We start from the raw sequence: 21,279 nt of genomic DNA on the forward strand, positions 1-21,279 counted from the left end.
AGCTGCTAAATTCGGCGTACTTGGCAAGATTTGCGATCGCTATCTAACTTGGGTTCTTGCCAAGAAAAAGCAAAGTGACTAATACCGCGTACATTAGGCGATACATTGCGAATTGCTTGCATTTGCGCCTCTAACGATGGGCGGTTGGAAATCGGTTTTCCCCAAACTCCAGCGATCGCCGGGATCACGTTGGCATCGGGAGCTTGCTTCGTAACTTTCTGGACTAAAGCCGCAATGCAATTAGCATTACCGCAGTTAGCATAAGCCATAGAGTGCCATTCTAAAGTTTTCGGGAACCGATGCCAAGGTTGCAAGCGCGAGTCATAACCTTGACCTACGGTTTGATTGGCATCGGGGAAAAATACGGCTCCGGCTTTGATTCCTTGGCGCTGTACGGGCCAGGCGGCAACGGCTAAAAAGTCTAAAACCCCTTGAATTGCATGAGAAACGCTCAATTGCCACAACTCCCATTGCAGACGCGGCTGTCTTTGAGCGGCATTAGGTAATAAGATCGTAGTAGGCGCTGATTCTTCCTTGGGTGAGGCTACAGGGACAGCTAGTGGTGCGGGGGGGGTGCGTCCTTGCCACAGGGGTTCTCCTTCTTGGGGATATAATTGGTCTACGGCGGCAACATCGGCGACAGATATAGAGCCTTTTTTGGCATAGCGGCTAATTAGCTCTAATCCTTTAGAATTTAGCGCCCTTTTGGATAAAGCGACTTGAGCAGAATTGCCATAAATCCATAGGTCTTGAACTTTTGTAATTACAGAATCTGCGCCCAAACCTCGCGGATAACGGACATAATCAAATAACACTCCATCTGGGCGACGACGGACTACTTCGTTGACTAATTGGTAATAATCTCTTTTTGCTTGCAGGTTATAGGGATCGACAAAAACTTGACTTTCATTATCGACAAAATATAAGCTTGTTTGCCCTTTACCATTACGAGCTAGTACCGATTGGCGATCGCTTCTTTGACCGTAGGAGTAGCCAAAATTCATCATAAACATCCAAGCGTATACCTTCAAGCCCCGCTCCTGTCCTTTTTGAATAGCTTGGGCAAGCAAGTCTACTTTTTCGTTACCGGGAGTACGAACAACCGAAGGCCAAGCTGTGCGATTAGATCCCATCGGTAGCAATACTTGACCATCGGCAAAAACTTCGACATAAACTTGGTTATAGCCTCGGTTGATAATCCGATCCATAATGTCGTCTAGCTTGCCAGGTTGCAGATCGCAAGGGTACAATCGCAGCCAAATAGCCTGCACTTGAGGCCAAGTCTGATTGCGGCATTCTTGGAGTTGTCGGGCGTGTTGAGTTATTAGCCCTTGGTAGCGACTTTGAGCGTCTCTATCACCTTTTAGCGTTGCTTGAAGTAAAGTTTGTTTCTCTTGCTTTGCCGCGTCTGCCAACTGACAATAGGCAGTGGTTTGAGCCTGGGCTGGGTAGAAGCCAAAATTTGTTGCTACTAGACTACTAGCTACAATTGTAGCGATCGCCTTTGGCATTGCTGCTATAGTTTTTTTAAATTTCACAATAAAAAAGAGGTATTTAGATATTAATTTAATTAAGCTAACTTTAAGGCAAGATTGCTAATTAGACTATGCCAGCTAACTTTATTTATCAAACTTGCCCAGCAATAACAATATAAATATTTAATATTGCAAATACCTCAGAGCGCAGAATTTTACATCAGTCAGTAGTCGGGTAGACTTTGCCAGATTTTTGTCTCCTTTTTACTGACTGTTACAACTTAATTTAAGTTTCTCAAATGCTTTAACTAAGCCTAGCCACCCCTAGAAAGACTTGTTTCTACTTGCTTAAATTCTTGTTGTAGGCGTTGCTTGAGCTTTTGGGGTACAGGGCGGTTAGGATAAGAGCTATAATGCCCAGCCAAAGAATTTAATGCTGTCCGCATGGTAGTAAAAGAATTGAGGGCAGTAACGGAAGTATCTCTTTGGTAACGGGCAGAAAATTCATTAATTTTTTCCCGCGCCGCAGATTGAGACGGGGCTTTTTCTGGGTCATCGTCGGGCAAATCTAGGGCAGTTCTCAAGGTATTTACTACGCTTAAAGTATCTTGGCGATAATCTCCACTCAGGGAAGTAGAACCATTATTAGAACAGCCTGTTAAGCCTATGACTGCAACCAAAACTAAGGCAATTAGACGCGACCAGTAGCGCTTCATAAGTTTTTAAGTAAATAGACATTAAATCAACGTCTATATTATCTTGGATTGGTACTTAGGGGATCGTTTTGCTGGGTAGAAGAATCGGGAATTTTGTCACTCAAGATAGGGCGATATAAAGTATCTCTTTGCTGATAAGGGCGATTTTTTAGAGAGGAAATTGCCGCTATTAAAGTTTCTACTTCCATGCACGTACCTCCTAGAGCGCCAGCCATTGTTGTAATGTGTTCTTCCATCAACGTACCGCCGATATCGTTGCAACCGCCGTTAAGCGCCTCTATTGCCCCTGTAAGTCCTAGTTTTACCCAGCTTGGTTGATGGTTGGGAATCCAATTACCTAACATAATTCGGGCTACGGCTGTAAGTAGTAAGGCATCGTCTAATACTGGTTGATCGCGTCCAACCCGCTTGCGTAAAGGCTTGGGGGCTTCTTGACCAACAAAGGGCAGCAAAATAAATTCGCTGATAGCGCTAGGGTAGGCTTTTTCTAGGGCTGTTTTTTGCAGACTTCGTAATTTTTCTAAATGCTCTATTTGCTGGGTTGGGGTTTCTATATGCCCAGAAAGCATGGTGCTAGTTGTGGGTACGCCCAGCCGATGAGCGGTACTCACAATTTCTAGCCAAGTGGCTGTATTAGTCTTTTCTGGGCATAAAATGCGCCGTACATCATCATTTAATATTTCCGCCGCCGTACCAGGCATTGAATCTACCCCTGCGTCTTTTAGTGCTGTAATTACATAGGCGTAACTAAGATTATCTTCTTTAGCAATAAATTGAATTTCTTGCGGCGAAAAGGCGTGGAGGTGCAACTGAGGATACTTGCCTTTGATGGTTGCAACTAAACGTAAATAATAATTTAAACTTAAGCCGTTGATTTTGGCGGTGGGGTTTAATCCTCCTTGCATACAAATTTCTGTAGCATTGCGCTCTACAGCGTCGGTGGCTTTAGCTAAAATTTGTTCCCAATCTAACCAATAGGAACCCTCAGCATTGGCATCACGCCGGAAGGCGCAGAAACTACAATGTTGTTCGCAGATATTTGTATAGTTAATATTGCGGTTAATAACATAAGTAACCGTATCTCCCGCTTGCAGGTGGCGGAGTTGGTCGGCGGTATGTTTAATTGCAGACTTTATACTAGGATCGGTCTGGTTTAACAACATTACTCCTTCTTGGGCTGACAAATCGGCTCCATTTAGGGTATTTTCAAGAATTGACTCAATAGTTTTAGTCGTCACGAGGCATCCAATTAATAATTTCTGCTCTAACTTTAATTTTGTCAGAAATATTGACTGAAGGTAAAAGTTAGAAAGATACCTCTGCATTGCTAACTTAAATAAGTCAGATAATTTCCCGAAAAAATGGTAAGGCGTGAAACTTAAAACTTGTTTGCTACTGCTACTGTGGACAACTCTAGCCCTAGGTTTGCGCTTGACTCAACTTACTGCTAAATCGCCTTGGACTGATGAATTTTCAACTTTGGTGTTTAGTTTGGGTAATAGTTATCGTACCGTTTCTTTAGATCAGGCGGTTTCTCTTGACGAACTATTGCAACCACTGCAAATAAATTCTGATGCTAATGCAATTCAAGTTATTCAGAATTTACTCACCCAAAGCAACCATCCACCGCTTTACTTTATCTTGGCTCATTGGTGGATGCAATTATATGGGGGTAGCGGTTTAGTTTCTCTGTGGGTAGCTAGAAGTCTGAGCGCTATATTCGGTGCTTTGTCTATTCCGGCAATTTATTTACTGGGTGCTTTTGCTTTTCGCTCTCGGTTAGTTGGGCAAATTGCGGCGGCGATGATGGCGGTTTCTCCTTATGGCATTTTTTTAGCTCAAGAAGCTCGTCACTATACTTTAGCCATTTTGCTAGTAATTGCTTCTTTCGGTTGTTTGATAGCTGCTATACGACACACTCAAAATCAAACAAAATTACCTACTTTAACGGTTATAAGCTGGATATTAGTTAATATTTTAGGAATTGCTACTCATTACTTTTTTGTGCTAACTCTGGCGACGGAAGCTTTTGTATTGTTATGGGAATATCCCTGGAAGAAAAAAACTTTGAATGCTCCCTGGGGGCAAATTTGCGTTGTTGCAGTGGCTACGGCTATCGGGGGAATAGTTTGGCTACCCATATTTTTACAAAATAATAGTGAATTAACGCAGTGGATTGAAAATGGTGAAAGTTCGCAGGTTTTAGCGCTACTAAATCCTATTTTTCAAATTCTAGCTGCTTGGATTACAATGGTTTCTTTGCTGCCTGTAGAAGCCTCGGCGCTTCCTGTAGTCATTGCTTCAGGCTTCGTAATGATGGTTTTTTTTGTTTGGGCTATTCCCCTACTTTGGAGAGGCTTTATCGCTAATTTGCAGCAACCAAAAACTAGGGCAATTACTCAGGTATTTGCTCGAATTGTGGCAAGTGCGATCGCTATATTCTTTCTTTTCACTTATATTTTAGGTATCGATCTTACTCGTGGCGCTCGATATAATTTTATTTACTTCCCAGCCGTGATAGTTTTAGTTGCGGCTAGTTTAGCGATTTGTTGGAATCCAGCAATAAATAAGCTATCATCCGGCAAAACCGCCGTAGCTTTGATTTGGCTGATGGGCTTGCTAAGTGCCGTCACCGTGATTAATAATTTGGGCTATCAGAAGTATTATCGCCCCGATTTGTTTGTGCAGTTGGTAGAAAAAAACAGTAATTCTCTACCCGTTTTGATTGCCACAACTCATAAAACCCACGTCCAAACAGGGGAAATGATGGGGATTGCCAGAGAATTTAAACTTGAAGAAACTCCCGCAAAAGCTGAGTTTCTTTTAGCCCATCAATCTCAAAATGCTGATACTTCCGCCGCCATTTTACAAAATGCTGTAAGTCAGAAACTTTTACCTTTTGATTTATGGCTAGTTAATTTTTATGCTCCCGTAAAACTCAATCAATGCAACCCGGATACCAGCATAAGCAAAAATCAACCTGTAGACGGCTACAATTACGAGCTTTATCACTGTCAAAATTAGACAAAGTTGGGAATTGGTAATGGGTAATGGGTAATGGGTAATTGGTGATTGGAAAAAATTTTTATTTTTGCAAAAAGTCTTTTCTTTCTGATTGGGGAACACTTACAGGAGATAAACCAGAAATCGCGCGGAGATTTTGACAGCGAATCAAGTCTACAAAGTTTAAACTCGAACGCTTTTCAATCTGCGCTACAGCTTCTATTGCTGATAATAAATATCCCGCAGCCTCTGTTTCTGAATAACCGCGCCTTTGAGCTACTTTAATTGCTGCTTCGTCGGCTTCTAATTCTACTTTAGCACTGCTACTATTGCGCCAAATTTGGGCTACAGCAAAAGCACTTAATCCCACACCTATAACTACACCCACAGGATCGCTTTGCACCAATTCTACCGTCGCCCCTAATAGCCCAGCTAATCCCACGCCTTGATAAATATCGGGTTTAAACCATTTAATCCCTGTTAGCCAGCTAATATTGCTTAGTAGCAACAAATCTCGCTGTGGTTTAGATAAACGCCGCCACAGGTCAAAGTTAATATATACTTGCCGTTGTTGCTGCCAAGGACGAGGCAAAGGACTATCAATTATTTGCCTTTGCTCTGGTTTACTAACAATTTTGGTCATCATCCGCCCCGAAGCTGGCATTAAATCTAGTAGGCGGCGAATTTCAGCGTTTTGCTCCATAAAAAATAGCTTTTTGGCGATCGCAAACTAATTAATATCCCCCCACTTAACACCCTACACCTTTTAAGGCTTTGCTTCAGTAGTAAATTTTTGCAGAGCGCTGGATAGTTGGCTAATTGTTAGCGCCTGTTCAACAGTAACTTCAACGAGTCGGCTATTAGTTTCTGCCTGAGTACGCGATAATTCGCTAATAGTTTTTGCCTGTTCAACTAAAGTTTCTGTTAGTTGACAATGGACTTGCATTTGCTTTTCAAACATTAACTGTAAGGCAGCTATTTTATCCTCTAAATGATTAATTCTTTTTTCTTGCCCTAGAGTTACTTCTTTAAAATCAGATAACGACAATTTCTGCTCAAAGGGTGAATCTAACCTATTTTCAGTTTCTACTTGATTAAAAAACTCCTTTGTTTGGCTTTGTGATGTTAAAAACTTGTTTATAGGTATGACATTATTTTTAGGAGTGCGATTGCTTGCAGCAGCGCTGGCGCGATCGTTTAAGGTTAAATATTCAACTAGCTTTTTGGTGTCTTCCGCTTTTAAATAAGAGGGAATTTTGTTAAGCGGTGGATTGAAATATTCAATCAAAATTGTTTCAATTCGCCGTAATGCCAAGGAATCGCTTTCAGTAAGCCAAGCAATCCTCACATCTGCAAAAGATTTTAGTAAAGCAAGCCTATGATGCCCTCTCAAGCGTTCCCGAATATTAATCGAGCGCCCTATGTACAAAATCCTGCGGTGGGATGACAGCGCAAAATAAACTGCTGCACAGTTTGGCAGTTTACCTTTGTCAGATAAGGGGAGGCTGGGCAGAGAAGAAAAGTCAAAAGACTCTGGCGCAAGTGCGGACACTATACTTACCTCACGGGATCTTACTAGCAATATACATAGAGCAGGTTTTGAGTAACAGTGCTGAGAACCTATCTTAGTAATGCTCGACGGTTTCATTTTCAGCAGTTAAGATGTGGAGCAGTATACCAAACATTCCGCCCTTCTCAATAATTCATTATATGAATGACTCAGATCATTTGTCAGAAGAAGCTATGATCGCATCTATTGACGCAGTGCTTAAACAATTAACCATCCGTTGGACAAGTTTAAAAAAAGCAAGAATTGACTTAAATTTTAAAACAGTAACTCAAGCCCTTGAGGGGATTGATGAAAATGTTAAACAACTAGCTTTGAGTTGGGGCGAGAATCGAACAATTATTGAAACTGCTATCCAAGATCAGCGAGATTTTGTACTATCTGATGCCTACCCGCTAAAAGTAGAGAAGGCTTTGAATGATGTGGGAGTGCCGATAAGAGGTAAATTTCCCAACTATGAGTTTTCACCATTTAAGCTGACATTTTTTGTTGATAGTGATTACGTCAAGCTTGGTATGGGACGAAAAGCCCAACAAAACAAGGCTTTAGCGCCAAGTGCGATCGCCCTATGGGTAGCAAAAGAATATAAACGAGTAGCCCACAGCAAGTTTAATGCCGAACAATTTGGTAAAGAATTATTTACTGCTTATGAACTACTCAATCGAGACAATTTAACCAAAAATTTTGTAGTCTGGGGACATCCCATTGCTCTTAAGGAAATATACAAGCTATTAACTTTAAAAGATTCGGCGAAACAAGACTATCCTGAAGCACTTTTTACTTACGATTTAGCCCGACTAAAAGAGCAGTCTGACATTTCTTACAACGGTTACAGATTTGAATTTGTACCTTCCCGCAATCAATTTAGCGGTTTGCTTTTGATTGATAGCAGGGAACGGGAAAGCCGAGTTGAGAGCCTAGCTATATACGACAAGAGCGATCGCGAAATTGGAATGTCTTAGATATATGCAAATTGATGAACTAGATATTGAAGATATCCGCGCTGGTCAGCCACCATTAAACGATCAATTATTAACCACGATGACTCTAGGAGGCGAACTATGGCTAGAACGTTTTCAAGAATATTATCTTGCTAATTATATTGCCAGTGGCGGCAGTAAAGTTAAAGTTTTAGTCGGTGGTGAAGGTAGCGGCAAAACTCATTTAGTTCGTTGCATTCAACAAAATGCTAAAACTTTAGGCTATGAAACCGTATACCTTTGCGCGCGAGATCATGATGACTATCGCCTCAATAATTTACCTAGTTTGTATCGTGCTATAGTCGATCAAATTGACAAAGTAAAGCTTGTTAGAGGCTTGTGTTGCACTGTTGCCAAGCAATTAGGCTACGAAGTGGATAAATACGATGGTACAACCTTATTTTTACACCTTTTAATTGAAGACACAAAACTTCCCCGTAATGAAGCTATCCGAGAAATTGAAAAAGCAGCTTCTGAGGTTTTTGGCGATGTAGATTTTGGCTCATCTTTTACAGCCTTTGCCTATCGAATTGTTAAAAATCACATGATTAATGGCAATGAAACGGATGTTAATCTAGCTTTAAAATGGCTAAGTGGCAATAAGTTAGAGCGCCGTGAAAAGCAAGACTTACTTTTATTTGAGCAACTTCAGAAATTCAATGCTAGATATTGGTTGAATTCCCTTATCCGCCTTTTAAAAATTGCTGGGATGACGGGTTTAGTTGTAGCAATTGATAATTTGGAAGTAATGACTGAACGCTCTGAAGAAACGGGCAGATTTATTTATACGGTCAATAATATTAAAGATATTTGCGAGCTTTTTCGGCAATTAATTGATGATGCGGAATTACTCAACAACTTTCTGCTGATTCTAGCAGGGCGGCGAGAAATAATTGAGGATGAAAGGCGCGGCTTTGTTAGCTATGACGCTTTGTGGATGCGGTTACAAACGGGATTAGTGCAAAAAAAGTTTAATCGCCTTGCAGATATGGTAGATATAGATGCTCACTTAGAAGCTAATGGTCAAGATTTTCCCGATCGCGTTCAAACCCATTTACGTCAGCTATTAACAAACATGGGTGTAAACCTGCAATATATTGGTTTTCCTGACGACTTAAGCCAATATAGCGATTTACGCAAAAGAGTGATGGAAGTTGGCACAATGATCCCAAAAGTAGGTTAAGTAATGCAAAAATATGATGACCGCCGCAGGAGTGCAATTTCTGTAGTAGAGTCTTTAAGGTCTGGTATCCCAAGTCGCGCTTCTACTAGAGAACTATCAGACTTACGACCATCGCTAACGCAGCCGATTAAACAAGATTTAGCCGCACTTGCTCAAGGTAATATTCCCAAAGGTAGATTAATTTGGGGCGCTTATGGACAAGGCAAAACTCACGCCCTAACTACTATCGAACATTTAGCCCTGGATGCAGGCTTTGCAGTCAGTCGAGTTTCCCTTAGTCGTGAAGTATCGTGCCATCATCTATTTAATTTCTATGGGCGGGTGGCATCGGCGATTCGCACACCAAAGTCGCAGATCCTTGGTATTGGGCGAAGTCTTGACAAAAAAACTCCTGGAGACTTACCCGATAGTAGGATTCAAGACCATAACCGCTATATCCATCCCCTACCTGCGATTGTACTTGAAGATTACTTTTACGCTAATGGCGGCGAGGAACAAGACTTGCTTTACGGCGACTTAATGGGAACTCGGTTAGCTATGCCAGAGTTGAAACGAATCCACCGTAATTGTCGGCAAGAAACGTTACCCAAGTTTGAGGTAACTTTTGGGATTAGAAAACATGGTGCTGCTTATTTTGGGGTAATGGCAGATGTCCTTGAATGGTGTGGTTACAAAGGCTGGGTGATTTTAATTGATGAGGTGGAACTAATTGGGCGTTTAGGCAAAGTTGGGCGACTTGATGCCTATCAAAACTTAAATTGGCTGCTCAATTGGTCTAGTAATATGTCTTATCCAATCTATACAGTGGGTGTTGTGGCATTGAGTCTCAGAAACGATGTCTGGTTTAGTAGCGATCGCACTCCAAGTAATAAGAGCGATCGCACTCGTATTCCAGAGTTAGCGGCGCAAAAGTTTGGAGAAGAAGCAGAAGCAGAGATGAATAAATTTTTTGATTTAGCCATTAGCAGACAATGCCCTGCCACAGAACAACTATCTCCAGGTGAACTGAGTAAATTACTAGAAAGCTTGGTAAACCTTCATCAGATTGCTTATGATTGGAATGCCCAGCTAGACGTTGATAAATTACTTCAGCACATGGGCGTTCAACCTGTACGCACTCATATCCGTGCAGCTTTAGAAGTTTTAGATATTGAATATACTGACAAGGAAATTATTATTCCTAGGGCGACTGATTTAAAAGAAGGTTCTGTACAGGAAGAAGATGGCTTTTTGGCAGAAAATGACTCTTAATCGTAAGATTTGACAGCTTCGTTTGCCTCTTTTGATTGAGGAAAATTATAAAACCGTTTAAAGTAAAAATTAAACGCTAAATTTCAACGCATGGATGCTTTTGCGCCAACTCCGCCAGAATGGACAACTACCGCTACTCACGCTCATCAATTTTGTTGTCCTCGTTGCCAATCTTCTAGCCGAGAAGCTACACAAGTATGGCTAAATCGACGTTCTCCCGTAATGACTGACAACTACCGCCGTAAATGGCAAGAATTTTATCAATGTCAATGCGATTATGTTTGGTGGGCTTGGAGTAGCGATCGCCCACCCTCAAAATATAATAAAGAACAAAGTTTTTAGTTGTAATTAAAACAAATATATGTTACAGTAGCAAAGGTTAAAAAACCATGGCTCAGTAGCTCAGTTGGTTAGAGCGCGGGACTCATAAGCCTGAGGTCGGCGGTTCAAATCCACCCTGAGCCATTATTTCATGTATTTATATAAACGGTATAACCACGTATCCATAAGGGTTATACCGTTTAATGCTTTAAGGCTATTACAGTTAATTACCGTTGATTATTGCTAAACCAGGTCAATATATTAGTCACAATCCAGTCACATAATAAAAGCGCTGTTATTACCTACTACCTGTTAGCTATAAAAAAATAGTTTAACCCCCTAAATATGTATATAGGTTGTGACAGTATAAGTACAACTCTTACTACGTAAGCATTTTAGCTGTCACAATCCCCCTATAAAATAGGTTGTGACAGGTTGTGACAGGTTGTGACAGTATAGTTAGTTAAAATCTACAATCCTTGTTTAGTAAGGCTCGTGGCTAGTATTAACTGTACCAACCTTGTTTGTTAGAGGTTGTGACACCTGTGAAGGGCGTGGGCGATCCAATCGTGAAGTAACTACTACTATTGCCTACTACTCAACAAGTGACTAATAACTGCCAAGAATAATATGTTGTTCTAGGTAAATATAGATATAGGTTGAGCAGTAAAGGTTATAACTCTTACTACATAAGTATTTTAGCCTGCACAACCCCCCCTAAAAAGGTTGTGCAGGGGTTGTGCAGTGTAAACAATGAGAAAGCTATAACCCTTGTTTAATAACGGTTATAGCCTGCACAACCCTAGTAACGTCTGTCACAACCCTAGTAAGAAGGTTGAGCAGCTTTATTTTTTTGGTGGATACCATACACGCTTGGGTATGCCGTCAAATCGTAGCTGTTTACTTGTCCAACCCAGTTGTCTAAGACAGGTTGTAACCTTTGTTTCCTCTCTTTTAGTAACCCTTCCTAGCTCTATATGAAGGCAATCGCTTAAAATTTCTGCTGCTGTAATCGAGTACTTGCCGGCAATATATTTACCAATATCTTCTAGCCAAGGATCGTTATTTTGATATTCTTCTGTATTGGTAGCCGAAATTTGTTCGTCAATTTCAGATAGCCACCAAGTCTCACCCTTTAAGTGCGCTGTGTATGCTGCTGCAAGAAGCTGATCGCGCTCTTGGCGTAATAGTTGTAAATCAATCTTCTGTACTGGTATTACCCAAAATCGCCTATTGCCTGTTGTATCGTTTAAAAACTCATCTTGGTTAGTTGTACCGACAATAAGAGAGGGTCGGTTAAATTCCTCTACTGCACGACCGTAAGGAGGGCGTATATTATCAGTTGAACAGGATAAAAAAGCTTTAATGCTGGCAATATCACGCCTGCCAAATACTGTTTCTAATTCAGCCCATTCAATAAGCCAATGGTTATGTAGTTTAAGTCGCTCATCTTTGTCGCTAACCTGTCCTAGGGAATCATCGAACCATTCTTTACCAGCTAAGTCACTGAAAAATGTAGACTTACCTACGCCTTGCTTGCCTTGCAAAATTAGCGCAGTATCTACTTTACATCCTGGATTTATTGCCCTAGCAACCATAGCTATTAGGAATTTTCGTAAGTAGATATCACATATAGGTTTATCTGTACCTAAATAGCGAGTAGATGGTTTGTCTAGTAGTGATAGGGTACTATCCCCATACTGTTCATGTATAGATAATAGTTTTTCTACTATAGGACTGTAACTATTTTGTTCTGCTATTTCGGTTACTATATTTAAGGCATCTCCATTACTAATCTGTAATTTAAAATCTACTGCTAGCCTAAGTCTAATCCGGTCTGGATTAATTGCTTTACCATCTATTTCAACTTGTCTTTTTAAAGTGTTGTACCTTAGTCTATCTCCTAACACTTCCTCTACTTGCTGATACTGTCTAGCCAACGTTACCTTTTTATTATTGTCACCACTACCACTACTATTGTTATCATTATTATTGCCGTTATCACTATTACTACTTTCTAGTTTATTGGTTTGTTTACCACTACTAACATTAAGGCGTTTAGTTTCTATCGCTGCTAGTATTTGTTCTTTAGTTAGCTTGTAATCTTTTACCCAATCGGCAACATCTAACCCCCCCTTATTTAGTATATTTTCCCATAATGGGGAGTCTGGAAAAGCATATAACCATTTGGTACTATTAGGGAAATCTCTAGCTATATCTTCACAGTATTTTAAGCCCTCAAGGTCACGGTCTGGGCATAATACTATGTCACCAATACCCAAGTCTTCTTTATAGTTGCTGTAACCGTACTCTCTCCAACTACCCGAACCACCTATGCTTGTAGTAGCAGCAATGTTTAAGGATAATAACAGGTCTACTATACCCTCACCCTCAACAATTAGTATAGGCAGCCCAAATAGTATAGCGGCTTGATTAATTGAGTGTTGTATCTGGTATAAATGTATTTTATATCTAAGGTTTTTAGGCAGTCCTTTAACCCATTTAGTATCATCCCAATGAGATTGAAAGAATTTTTTAGTACCATCACCTTTATCAATTCTGGTTACTTTAACTGATTTTTGGTATGTATCACCAGGTAGTGGATCACCAATCTGGCGCTTGTTCGTTGGTTTTATAATTTCTGGATAATCATACTCCGTTTCACTACTAGGTCTTATCTTTTTAATGTGTCGTTCTGTCGTATCCTTTTTAACAAAGTATTGACCCCACAGCCCCGTCTTCTCAACTCCCCTATACACATAGCCAACTACATTAATATCTTGGTCAATAATGTGGGTATGGCATAAAACTAGGTCATCTTTCCACCTACAATCACTGTCCTTAGTTCTGCCACAAATAGGGCAAGCGTTGTTTCTACCTGACCTAATAAAGCTAGAATTGTTATAGCCATTGCTTATAGTTGTATTCATATGAGTTAGTAGTATGTATGTTTTAAAGCGGTTCTCCTGTCAAGAGAGCCGCTTATTTTTTTATGTGGTTTGTTCTAGTACCTCTGTACTAGAAAGGTTAATGTCATGTTTGACTAATAATTCGGCTATTGCTTGCCTTGTTAGCTGACTGGTACTGGTTTGTAGCTTATCGGCTAACCGTTGTAAGGCGTGATGATATTCTGAATTAATCTTTATTGGCGGCAATGTGCTTGTATAACGAGGCATAAATGTTATATATTAATTACATATTCGGGTGCTATAACACACTATATCCTAAATATGAGACTAAAGATAGCACTGTTGGCGGTCATGACCAGGTGGCAGATAACAGGATATAAACTAGGGCAAGCTTCAGGGTTAGACCGCTCTGTAATTTCCAAATTAATTAGGGGTGAGGTTAAAACAGCAGAATGGGAAAAAATAGAGCAGTTACTAAATGGTTTTGAAAAAATAGATCCAATGGCTAGAGATGCGTTTATGGGTGCTTTGCAACGTCCTGATAGCACCTACCCCCTGATTACAGACGCTACACTTGGCTTTACTTTGGCAAGAGAAAGCCCCGAACTTATTGCTGAAATACTGGCAATTCTTAAGGATCTCAAATTAGTAGACCTAGCAAGGGAGGAGAGACTTAAAGCCGTACTAGCAGAGGAAGACCCAGTCACAGACATACCGCCCTGTACTTTGGAAGAACATATAAGCAAGAAAATGATAATTGCCCGGTGCGATAAGGATGGGATTTAAACCTAATGAATGGTAGAAGACGTAACCCCCAAGATTGGCTTGCTACAACCGCAATGGCAGAACTATTAGGCTGTTCAATAGACCATTTATACCGACTGCGGGATATAGGAGAACTAAAAAAAGGTACTCATTGGTACTGTTTAAACGAGAAAGCAGCACGGCTTACTTACAGATGGCATAAAAAGCGAGTAGAACAGGCTTTAGGTATTAGTTAAGTTAGCTGCTTTCCACCTATACACACGGTTGATTAATTGCTATACTTCCATTTGTACACACGGTTGATTAACTGGCTATGAATGACAAAGTACGGCAAGTTTCGGAGCGTTCCCTAGAGAACTTAAAGCTAGGCGCTCGTTCCCGCAGTAAAGGCAAGGTAAGACACAACTACTTAATTATGCCTACAACAGCTAAATGGCTTAAGGATAGCGGTAACGCTAGCGAGGCAATTGATTCATTAGTAGAAGCCGCAAAGGATAATAGCCTAGTTTCCAGTCATACACACGATAGGAAAAAAGGACAGCAGGGGTTAACAATTTCCAGCTATACACACGATGGATATGAGCAGAAGATAAAAGACCTACAAATCAGTTTAGAGGAAACTTACTTAGAACTTACAAAGGTACGAGCCGCTAACAAACAACTACAGGCAAATTTAAGTAAAGCTGTAAGCATACTAACTACTACGCTTACTATGCCAGCTAATAACGCTAGTCCAATTAAAGCAGTAATTAGGGCTGCTATTGAGTTAATTAAACCTACTTAACAGCAAATACCTATCAAGAATTAAGTTATGAATCTAAGTATTTTAGGACGGGTTGAACAGGCAAACGGTAGACTTAAATCATCAAACGCTGGCATACTTATTGAACTAGCAGGTAATAGTTTACGGTTACGTGGTGTACTACCCCCTAAACCTAACTCAACTAAAAAAACACCCTACCAACAACGTATTAGTTTAAATTACTTAGGTATTAAAGCTAACCCAGCAGGTATTAAGGAGTCAGAAGCCCAAGCACGTAAGATAAGTGCTTTAATTACTTGCCGTGAGTTTGACTGGACACCTTATTTAAAAGCTACTGAAGTTAGTGTTTGCCATACAGTTAATGATTGGGTTAGTAAATTTGAAGTTGATTACTTTGCAAAGCGATCGCGTACTCCCCAATCAGAAACAACTTGGAAAGGTGACTATCTTAGAGTTTTTAGTAAGTTACCCCAAAATGAACCACTGACTGTTGAAGCATTAACTCGCGTAATACATAACACAGAACCAGATACTAGAACCAGAAAAAGGGCAGTAATAGCACTAAATGCTATAGCAAAATTTGCATCATTAGAAGTTAATTTTAAACCTTATAGCGGTACATACTCACCTAGTAAAGTACAACCGCGTAACCTACCTAATGATTTAACTATAGCTACATGGTTTACTAAAATAACTGCTTTAGATTGGCAATGGGCTTATGGGATATTAGCAACTTATGGGCTAAGGAATCATGAGTTATTTTATATAGATTTTACTGACTTTCCTATGTTGAGGGTTACTGATGGTAAAACAGGTTCTAGGCTTGTTTACCCTCTATACCCTGAATGGGCTGAAGAATGGGAATTAAATATAATCAAAATACCTAAGTGCAGTGGTAAAACTAATAGTGATTTAGGTAGTAGGGTACAACACGCTTTTAAAAGGCTAGAGATACCCTTTGCGCCTTACAACCTTAGACACGCTTGGGCAGTTCGTTCTTTAGAGTATGGGCTAGATATTTCACTTGCAGCAAAACAAATGGGTCACAGTGTGCAAGTTCACAGCGATCAGTACCATCACTGGATTGGTAAGGATGTGCATAAAAAAGCATTTAACGCACTTGCTAACCGATTGGATCGTCCTTATCCACCGCAGCTGTCACAACCCCCCTACAATTAGCTGTCACAACCCCCCTTATTTAGCTTCCAAGCCACAACTATTACAGAGTAAAGGTTACAGCCTTTTAGTGGCTATACTGTCACAACCCCGTCACAATCTATTTTTTGGGGTTGTGACAGCTATAAAGTATGCACCGTAACGATTACAGACTTCTGTCACAACCCCAAAGTAAAAAAGCACCTAAACTATAATAAATATTATTTTATTTTTATTTTTCTCAACCTCATTTTGGCGGCTACTTTGCCCAACAGAAGGTAGTAAGCCAAGCAGCATCAGGTCAACTACATACAGTAGAGATAGAGTCAATTAGAAATATTGAGCAGAGGGTAGACCATGAGCGATCGCATTATTCTAAAAGGGCATACTAAATTGCTTAAGCCAGTTATTACTCAGATAATGGCTATACATCAGCTTATAGAGTCTAAAGACATAGGTACTATATACGGTGAACCATCAAGAGAGTACCAAGTAAGAAGAAAGTTTAAACCACAAGTAGAGCTATTTTTTAAAGAAGATGAAGAAGACGTACAGGTAGGGTATACCCCAGTAGAAGGTAAGATAACTTTTAGAATAATGGGGGAAGAAACAAATACCCTTAGCAATGCAAATTTAACAACTTTAGCTAGGAAGGTTAAAGAGGTATTTGGTGTAGACAATGGGTATATATGGAGGAAGGGTAAGGAGTTATATAGTTACTCAGACTGGGATAAAGGTTATCAGCTGCAACTACTATCTAGAAGTGAATCAAACGCTAGAGAACTTATATTAAAAGTCTTATCAATACAAACAGATACTTTTGTATTAAAAAATATGCAGCTATGTAAAAATCAAGATGAGTTAATTAAATACCCCTATGAACCACCTACACAAATAATATTAGGAAAGTCTGTAAAAGTTCCCAGGTATAGACCAAACGTAGAAGTTAGATTCCAGTATGCAGCAGCACATATACATGGATTACCAAACCCTAAACTGCTGTATTCCAGAACTAGAAATAAAAAGAACGCTTTAGTTGTGTAGTTGTTCTAAACACGGGAAGGGTTCAGCCGTACCGGAAAACGCTATACAGCTTGACGAGCGCTTTTATGGGGTTAAGCTTGTGTAAGTAGCCCGTATTGTGTGTAAGAAGGTTTTTGGAATGCCAAGACGTAGCTGCTATTGCCAGGGAAATTATGAACCACAAACAGGAATCTACCCCCAGGTTTTAGTCAAACTTTAGTCATAATTTTATCAATAATTCTGCAAGCCATAACTAACAGGGGTTTGATAACTAGCTGCTTGGGACTCATAAGCCTGAGGTCGGCGGTTCAAATCCACCCTGAGCCATAAAAATTTAGACGTAAATTGAATAATAGAGTTGGGCATCATGCCCTAGTTTTCTATTAAGGTCAAGAAATTGGTGGATTGCGACAGTGTAAAAACCTCTGCTCCTTAGCTTTTTGATACCATTTCTCGGCTTTTGTGCGATCAGTAGCTATACCCCGATCCCCAATCGCGAAAATTTCTGCTAAGTTGTTCGATGCTACACCATAGCCCTGTTGGGCTGATTTCTTATACCACTTAACTGCCTCTAAAACGTCCCTTTCTAAACCCAAACCTAAGTGATACATATTTGCAACTATACATTGCGCTTCCGCATCTCCTCGCTCGGCAATTGGTTTTAATAATTTAAAGGCATCAAGATAATTTTTAGCTGCAAAAGCGGCTAAACCTGATGTTGAATTTGACATTTGATCAACTCCTTTAGAACTTGATATCGTGCCAGTGGCGGATTAATTCAGCCACAGACCAAGCTTGAGAAACCGCGCCTTGAGGAGCATGAGGCAGATCGCCATCAAAAATTTCTGATATTGAGCCAATACAACCAGAATTGTAAAAATGCTCTAATAAAGGTTGCTTGCTAATTGGGAGTGTTTCGGAGGGATAATAGCGTTGCCACGCCCGGATAAATGCACCCATTAACCACATCCACACTGTACCTTGATGATAAGAAAGATCGCGGTGTTGAGCATTTCCGGCATAGTTGCCTATATACTCTAGATCGGCAGGATCGAGGCTCCGCAAGCCATAGGGTGTAAGTAGGCGATTTTTTGCTACTTGGATAATGCTTTGTCCTTGAACTTCGCTAAATCCACAGTGATGCAGAGAAAGCGCTAAAACAGCATTAGGACGGATTTGGGCATTAGGGCGATCATCTGGCTCAATTAAATCGTATAAGTAACCACTAAGCGGATTCCAGAATTTTTGCAAAGAGGCTTTGACTTGCTGTGCTTGTCCTAGGTAATACTGAGTTTGCCTTAGATAGCGATCGCTACCAGTAATCGTGAATAAGCGCTCTGCCCAATTGCTAGACCAACATAACGCCGAATACCATAGGGCATTAATTTCTACAGGCTTACCGCGCCTCGGAGTCACTGGCTGACCGTCAATTACGGCATCCATCCACGTTAAAGCGACATCCGGCGCATCCCAACCCAGCAAGCCATCGGTCGCATCGACTTGAATATTAAATTTTGTGCCAGCCGTAAAAGCTTTATAAATTTGCCTGACAGTGGGGTATTGCTCAACTAGAAAATCCCAATCTTGAGTAGCTTCTAAATACAGTCCCAAGGCTTCGATCCACCACAGCGTTGCATCAAGACTGTTGTAATATGGTTCGTTATTGGTATCGGGAAAAGCGTTAGGAATCAAACCATCACGGCAATAAAGCCCAAATGTTTGCAATAATCCTTTGGCTAATTCAAAACGCTTGGTAGTTAAAGCAAGTCCCGGTAAAGCAATTAGTGTATCGCGTCCCCAATCGTTAAACCAATGATAGCCAGCGATCGCACTAAGTCCATTAATTGACTGACGATAAACTATAAAACTATCCCCAGCTTGTAGTAATGGCGGACACGCAGAAGTTGAAAATAATTGCTCAAATCTGCGTTGCTGGGCAACTACTGCGCTAGTAAAATCTTGGTCTTTAACTAATGAAGCGTCACGAGTACCTAAGCTTGCTTCGATAGTTAAACTTTCTCCTGGTGATAATTTTACTGTTAAATAACCTGGACTATGTAAGTCTTCGCGATCGCCTAATCCCCGTTTGGTTTCTTCAATTAGTTGATAATCCCAATTCCATAAAGGGTCTAATTGATATTCTCCTTTTGTCCATTGCAACTGCCAAAGAGTACCTATTTGTCCCGGTCGAATTGCTTGCAAATAAAGCTGATTTTGTTTTATACCTTGAGAAAACTGTAAATTGGGTTCGGCTTTTTGTTGGTGGTGAAAATTGCGATCGCCAATCATCAACCGTAACCGTAAAGTTGCGGCTTCTTTCCCTTCGTAGCGGTATTGAATCAAGATGCGATGCAAAAACTTATCTCTATGATCCCCTTCGTAGGGCATAACTATTTGTCTAGTCAATTGCCAATCATCTTCACCCCATACCCAAGTCGGAGTTGGCTCAATACTAAAAGAGTGCAACAGCTTGTAGCCTAACGGTTCTACGCTCCCACTTCCCCAAAAATTTGTCCCTAGCGCCTGCATTTCCCCACTTACTTCTAAACTTGCTTCTAAATGGGAAAACAATAAAGTGCGATCACTTGGGGGATTTAGCGCCGCTACTAGCCACCCGTGATAAGTCCGCGTCCTAGCGTCGCTGACAGTACCACTGGCAAAACTTCCTAGCCCGTTAGTTAGCAACCATTCTCTGGTATCTAAATCGCCCATTTGCTACTCAAAATCGTTATGACTATGATATATTCGTAACAGTTCGTAAACAATTATTCCATATCTGGGCAAAATCTAGCACATCATTGCCCACAGACGGATTGATCAAACATATAAGTCATCAAGGAGAACTAATTTAATGCCTTTAACTTACGCAGCCGAAGGATGCTTGAGAGTTGGTCAGACAGCGCCAGATTTTACTGCTACCGCCGTATTCGATCAAGAATTTAAGACAATTAAACTATCTGATTATCGTGGCAAATACGTCATTTTGTTCTTCTATCCCTTAGATTTTACTTTTGTTTGCCCTACAGAAATTACTGCTTTTAGCGATCGCTTCGCTGAATTTAGCAAGATTGGTACAGAAGTATTAGGAGTTTCGGTAGATAGCGAATTTTCACACCTAGCCTGGATTCAGAGCGATCGCAAATCCGGCGGTGTAGGCGACTTAACTTATCCTTTGGTTTCGGATATCAAAAAAGAAATCAGCGCCGCTTATAATGTACTCGATCCAGAAGCTGGCGTTGCTTTACGTGGTTTGTTCATTATCGACAAAGATGGCGTTATTCAACACGCTACTATCAACAACTTGTCCTTTGGGCGTAGTGTAGACGAGACGCTAAGAACACTTCAAGCAATTCAGTACGTGCAATCTCATCCTGATGAAGTTTGCCCCGCAGGTTGGCAACCCGGCGATCAAACAATGGTTCCCGACCCTATCAAGTCAAAAGTCTTTTTTGCTTCAGTGTAAGCCTTGTCAGTAAAAAACTAAACTTGAAAAGCCCCAATTGCTAAGAGATTAAATATCTACAGCTAATTGGGGCTTTGATATTTTTAAGGAGATAAATATTTATGCTGACTTCCAACGACTTTAGCGGATTATTCAACGAGCGTTTTTTCCGTAATCTTTTTCCGATTCCCGCAACCAACGATTTAACACTAGGCGAACTAGCACCGGGTTTTAGTTTGCCAGATATTACTAATAGTCGCACGATTAAATTTTCAGAATACCGAAACAAGCAGCCTGTATTACTTGCTTTTACGCGCATTTTTACCGAAAAGCAGTATTGTCCGTTTTGTTTTCCCCATATTAAAGCTTTGAACGAAAACTACGAAAAGTTTACAGCTATGGGCGTAGAGGTTTTATTAATTGCTAGTACCGATGAAGCGCAAAGCAAAAAAGTTATTAGCGATTTGAACCTAAAAATGCCATTACTGAGCGATCCTAGCTGTCGGGTGTTTCACTCTTACAAACTAGGTCAAGCCTTGGGAGCGCCTTTACCAGGGCAACTTGTCACAGATATACAAGGAAAGCTGCGTTACAAACATCTATTTTCTTTCCTTGCTCATAACGCCAGTATTGAAACCTTGCTAGAGCAATTTTAGAAATTAAATATATAAATTTTGTAGAGACGTTGCATTGCAACGTCTCTTTTATATCCCGAAGGAAAGCACA

At 40.5% G+C, this 21,279-nt stretch carries 21 protein-coding genes and 1 tRNA gene; 13 read left to right on the forward strand and 9 right to left on the reverse strand.

Annotated elements, in window-relative coordinates; all coding sequences use genetic code 11:
- Nucleotides 1-5 precede the first annotated feature (5 nt).
- From C7B70_RS10825 to cofH, 3 genes are all read right to left on the reverse strand, one after another.
- Entirely contained in the window at nucleotides 6-1,511 is a 1,506-nt protein-coding gene (locus C7B70_RS10825; protein WP_106369055.1) for a family 10 glycosylhydrolase, read from the reverse strand.
- A 278-nt stretch (nucleotides 1,512-1,789) separates the two neighbouring features.
- A complete protein-coding gene (gene psb27, locus C7B70_RS10830; protein ID WP_106369056.1) occupies nucleotides 1,790-2,191 on the reverse strand; it encodes a photosystem II protein Psb27 in 402 nt (133 codons plus the stop codon).
- Between the two features lie 38 nt (nucleotides 2,192-2,229).
- The gene (cofH, locus tag C7B70_RS10835) at nucleotides 2,230-3,429 is read right to left on the reverse strand and encodes a 7,8-didemethyl-8-hydroxy-5-deazariboflavin synthase subunit CofH (protein WP_106369057.1); all 1,200 of its coding nucleotides are present in this window, start codon (nucleotides 3,427-3,429) and stop codon (nucleotides 2,230-2,232) included.
- Nucleotides 3,430-3,562: 133 nt separating this feature from the next.
- Between cofH and C7B70_RS10840 the strand changes: the two genes are divergently transcribed.
- Complete coding sequence (locus C7B70_RS10840) at nucleotides 3,563-5,215, forward strand: glycosyltransferase family 39 protein (protein ID WP_106369058.1); 1,653 nt, start codon at nucleotides 3,563-3,565, stop codon at nucleotides 5,213-5,215.
- Between the two features lie 61 nt (nucleotides 5,216-5,276).
- Here the strand turns inward: C7B70_RS10840 and C7B70_RS10845 are convergent, their stop codons facing one another.
- Together C7B70_RS10845 and C7B70_RS10850 are read right to left on the reverse strand one after the other, a co-directional pair.
- The gene (locus C7B70_RS10845; RefSeq protein ID WP_106369059.1) at nucleotides 5,277-5,897 is read right to left on the reverse strand and encodes a DUF3318 domain-containing protein; all 621 of its coding nucleotides are present in this window, start codon (nucleotides 5,895-5,897) and stop codon (nucleotides 5,277-5,279) included.
- A 63-nt stretch (nucleotides 5,898-5,960) separates the two neighbouring features.
- Nucleotides 5,961-6,746, reverse strand: a complete 786-nt coding sequence (locus C7B70_RS10850) for a GIY-YIG nuclease family protein (RefSeq protein ID WP_106369060.1) — start codon at nucleotides 6,744-6,746, stop codon at nucleotides 5,961-5,963.
- A gap of 158 nt (nucleotides 6,747-6,904) precedes the next feature.
- Between C7B70_RS10850 and C7B70_RS10855 the strand changes: the two genes are divergently transcribed.
- From C7B70_RS10855 to C7B70_RS10875, 5 genes are all read left to right on the forward strand, one after another.
- Entirely contained in the window at nucleotides 6,905-7,723 is an 819-nt protein-coding gene (locus C7B70_RS10855) for a hypothetical protein (RefSeq protein ID WP_106369061.1), read from the forward strand.
- 4 nt (nucleotides 7,724-7,727) lie between these two features.
- Nucleotides 7,728-8,924 (forward strand): BREX system ATP-binding domain-containing protein, encoded by a 1,197-nt coding sequence (locus C7B70_RS10860; protein ID WP_106369062.1) that lies wholly within the window; start codon nucleotides 7,728-7,730, stop codon nucleotides 8,922-8,924.
- A gap of 3 nt (nucleotides 8,925-8,927) precedes the next feature.
- The gene (locus C7B70_RS10865) at nucleotides 8,928-10,175 is read left to right on the forward strand and encodes a BREX system ATP-binding domain-containing protein (RefSeq protein ID WP_106369063.1); all 1,248 of its coding nucleotides are present in this window, start codon (nucleotides 8,928-8,930) and stop codon (nucleotides 10,173-10,175) included.
- Between the two features lie 90 nt (nucleotides 10,176-10,265).
- Nucleotides 10,266-10,517 (forward strand): hypothetical protein, encoded by a 252-nt coding sequence (locus C7B70_RS10870; RefSeq protein WP_106369064.1) that lies wholly within the window; start codon nucleotides 10,266-10,268, stop codon nucleotides 10,515-10,517.
- A 49-nt stretch (nucleotides 10,518-10,566) separates the two neighbouring features.
- Nucleotides 10,567-10,640, forward strand: a tRNA-Met gene (locus C7B70_RS10875).
- 701 nt (nucleotides 10,641-11,341) lie between these two features.
- Here the strand turns inward: C7B70_RS10875 and C7B70_RS10880 are convergent.
- Together C7B70_RS10880 and C7B70_RS25900 are read right to left on the reverse strand one after the other, a co-directional pair.
- A complete protein-coding gene (locus C7B70_RS10880; RefSeq protein ID WP_106369065.1) occupies nucleotides 11,342-13,426 on the reverse strand; it encodes a VapE domain-containing protein in 2,085 nt (694 codons plus the stop codon).
- Nucleotides 13,427-13,486: 60 nt separating this feature from the next.
- The gene (locus C7B70_RS25900) at nucleotides 13,487-13,672 is read right to left on the reverse strand and encodes a ribbon-helix-helix domain-containing protein (RefSeq protein ID WP_146134029.1); all 186 of its coding nucleotides are present in this window, start codon (nucleotides 13,670-13,672) and stop codon (nucleotides 13,487-13,489) included.
- 54 nt (nucleotides 13,673-13,726) lie between these two features.
- Between C7B70_RS25900 and C7B70_RS10885 the strand changes: the two genes are divergently transcribed.
- The 5 genes from C7B70_RS10885 to C7B70_RS10905 all read left to right on the forward strand — a co-directional run bounded on the left by C7B70_RS10885 (nucleotide 13,727) and on the right by C7B70_RS10905 (nucleotide 17,132).
- A complete protein-coding gene (locus tag C7B70_RS10885) occupies nucleotides 13,727-14,191 on the forward strand; it encodes a hypothetical protein (RefSeq protein ID WP_106369066.1) in 465 nt (154 codons plus the stop codon).
- A gap of 5 nt (nucleotides 14,192-14,196) precedes the next feature.
- On the forward strand, nucleotides 14,197-14,406 hold the full coding sequence (locus C7B70_RS10890) for a hypothetical protein (RefSeq protein ID WP_106369067.1): 210 nt from the start codon (nucleotides 14,197-14,199) through the stop codon (nucleotides 14,404-14,406).
- 77 nt (nucleotides 14,407-14,483) lie between these two features.
- A complete protein-coding gene (locus tag C7B70_RS10895; RefSeq protein WP_106369068.1) occupies nucleotides 14,484-14,954 on the forward strand; it encodes a hypothetical protein in 471 nt (156 codons plus the stop codon).
- A gap of 27 nt (nucleotides 14,955-14,981) precedes the next feature.
- Nucleotides 14,982-16,112 carry an integrase gene (locus tag C7B70_RS10900; protein ID WP_106369069.1) on the forward strand — a complete coding sequence of 377 codons (1,131 nt, stop codon included), beginning with the start codon at nucleotides 14,982-14,984 and terminating at the stop codon, nucleotides 16,110-16,112.
- Nucleotides 16,113-16,445: 333 nt separating this feature from the next.
- On the forward strand, nucleotides 16,446-17,132 hold the full coding sequence (locus tag C7B70_RS10905) for a hypothetical protein (protein ID WP_106369070.1): 687 nt from the start codon (nucleotides 16,446-16,448) through the stop codon (nucleotides 17,130-17,132).
- A 368-nt stretch (nucleotides 17,133-17,500) separates the two neighbouring features.
- Here the strand turns inward: C7B70_RS10905 and C7B70_RS10910 are convergent, their stop codons facing one another.
- Nucleotides 17,501-17,842, reverse strand: coding sequence for a tetratricopeptide repeat protein (locus C7B70_RS10910; RefSeq protein WP_106369071.1), 342 nt, complete (start codon nucleotides 17,840-17,842; stop codon nucleotides 17,501-17,503).
- A 13-nt stretch (nucleotides 17,843-17,855) separates the two neighbouring features.
- Nucleotides 17,856-19,823 carry an amylo-alpha-1,6-glucosidase gene (locus C7B70_RS10915; RefSeq protein WP_106369072.1) on the reverse strand — a complete coding sequence of 656 codons (1,968 nt, stop codon included), beginning with the start codon at nucleotides 19,821-19,823 and terminating at the stop codon, nucleotides 17,856-17,858.
- 139 nt (nucleotides 19,824-19,962) lie between these two features.
- Here C7B70_RS10915 and C7B70_RS10920 point away from each other — a divergent pair, with 139 nt between their 5' ends.
- Together C7B70_RS10920 and C7B70_RS10925 are read left to right on the forward strand one after the other, a co-directional pair.
- Complete coding sequence (locus C7B70_RS10920; protein ID WP_106369073.1) at nucleotides 19,963-20,574, forward strand: peroxiredoxin; 612 nt, start codon at nucleotides 19,963-19,965, stop codon at nucleotides 20,572-20,574.
- 101 nt (nucleotides 20,575-20,675) lie between these two features.
- The gene (locus C7B70_RS10925) at nucleotides 20,676-21,209 is read left to right on the forward strand and encodes a redoxin domain-containing protein (protein WP_106369074.1); all 534 of its coding nucleotides are present in this window, start codon (nucleotides 20,676-20,678) and stop codon (nucleotides 21,207-21,209) included.
- Nucleotides 21,210-21,279: the final 70 nt, after the last annotated feature.

This window comes from Chlorogloea sp. CCALA 695 (assembly GCF_003003885.1).
In the GTDB taxonomy this organism is placed as follows: domain Bacteria; phylum Cyanobacteriota; class Cyanobacteriia; order Cyanobacteriales; family Chroococcidiopsidaceae; genus Aliterella.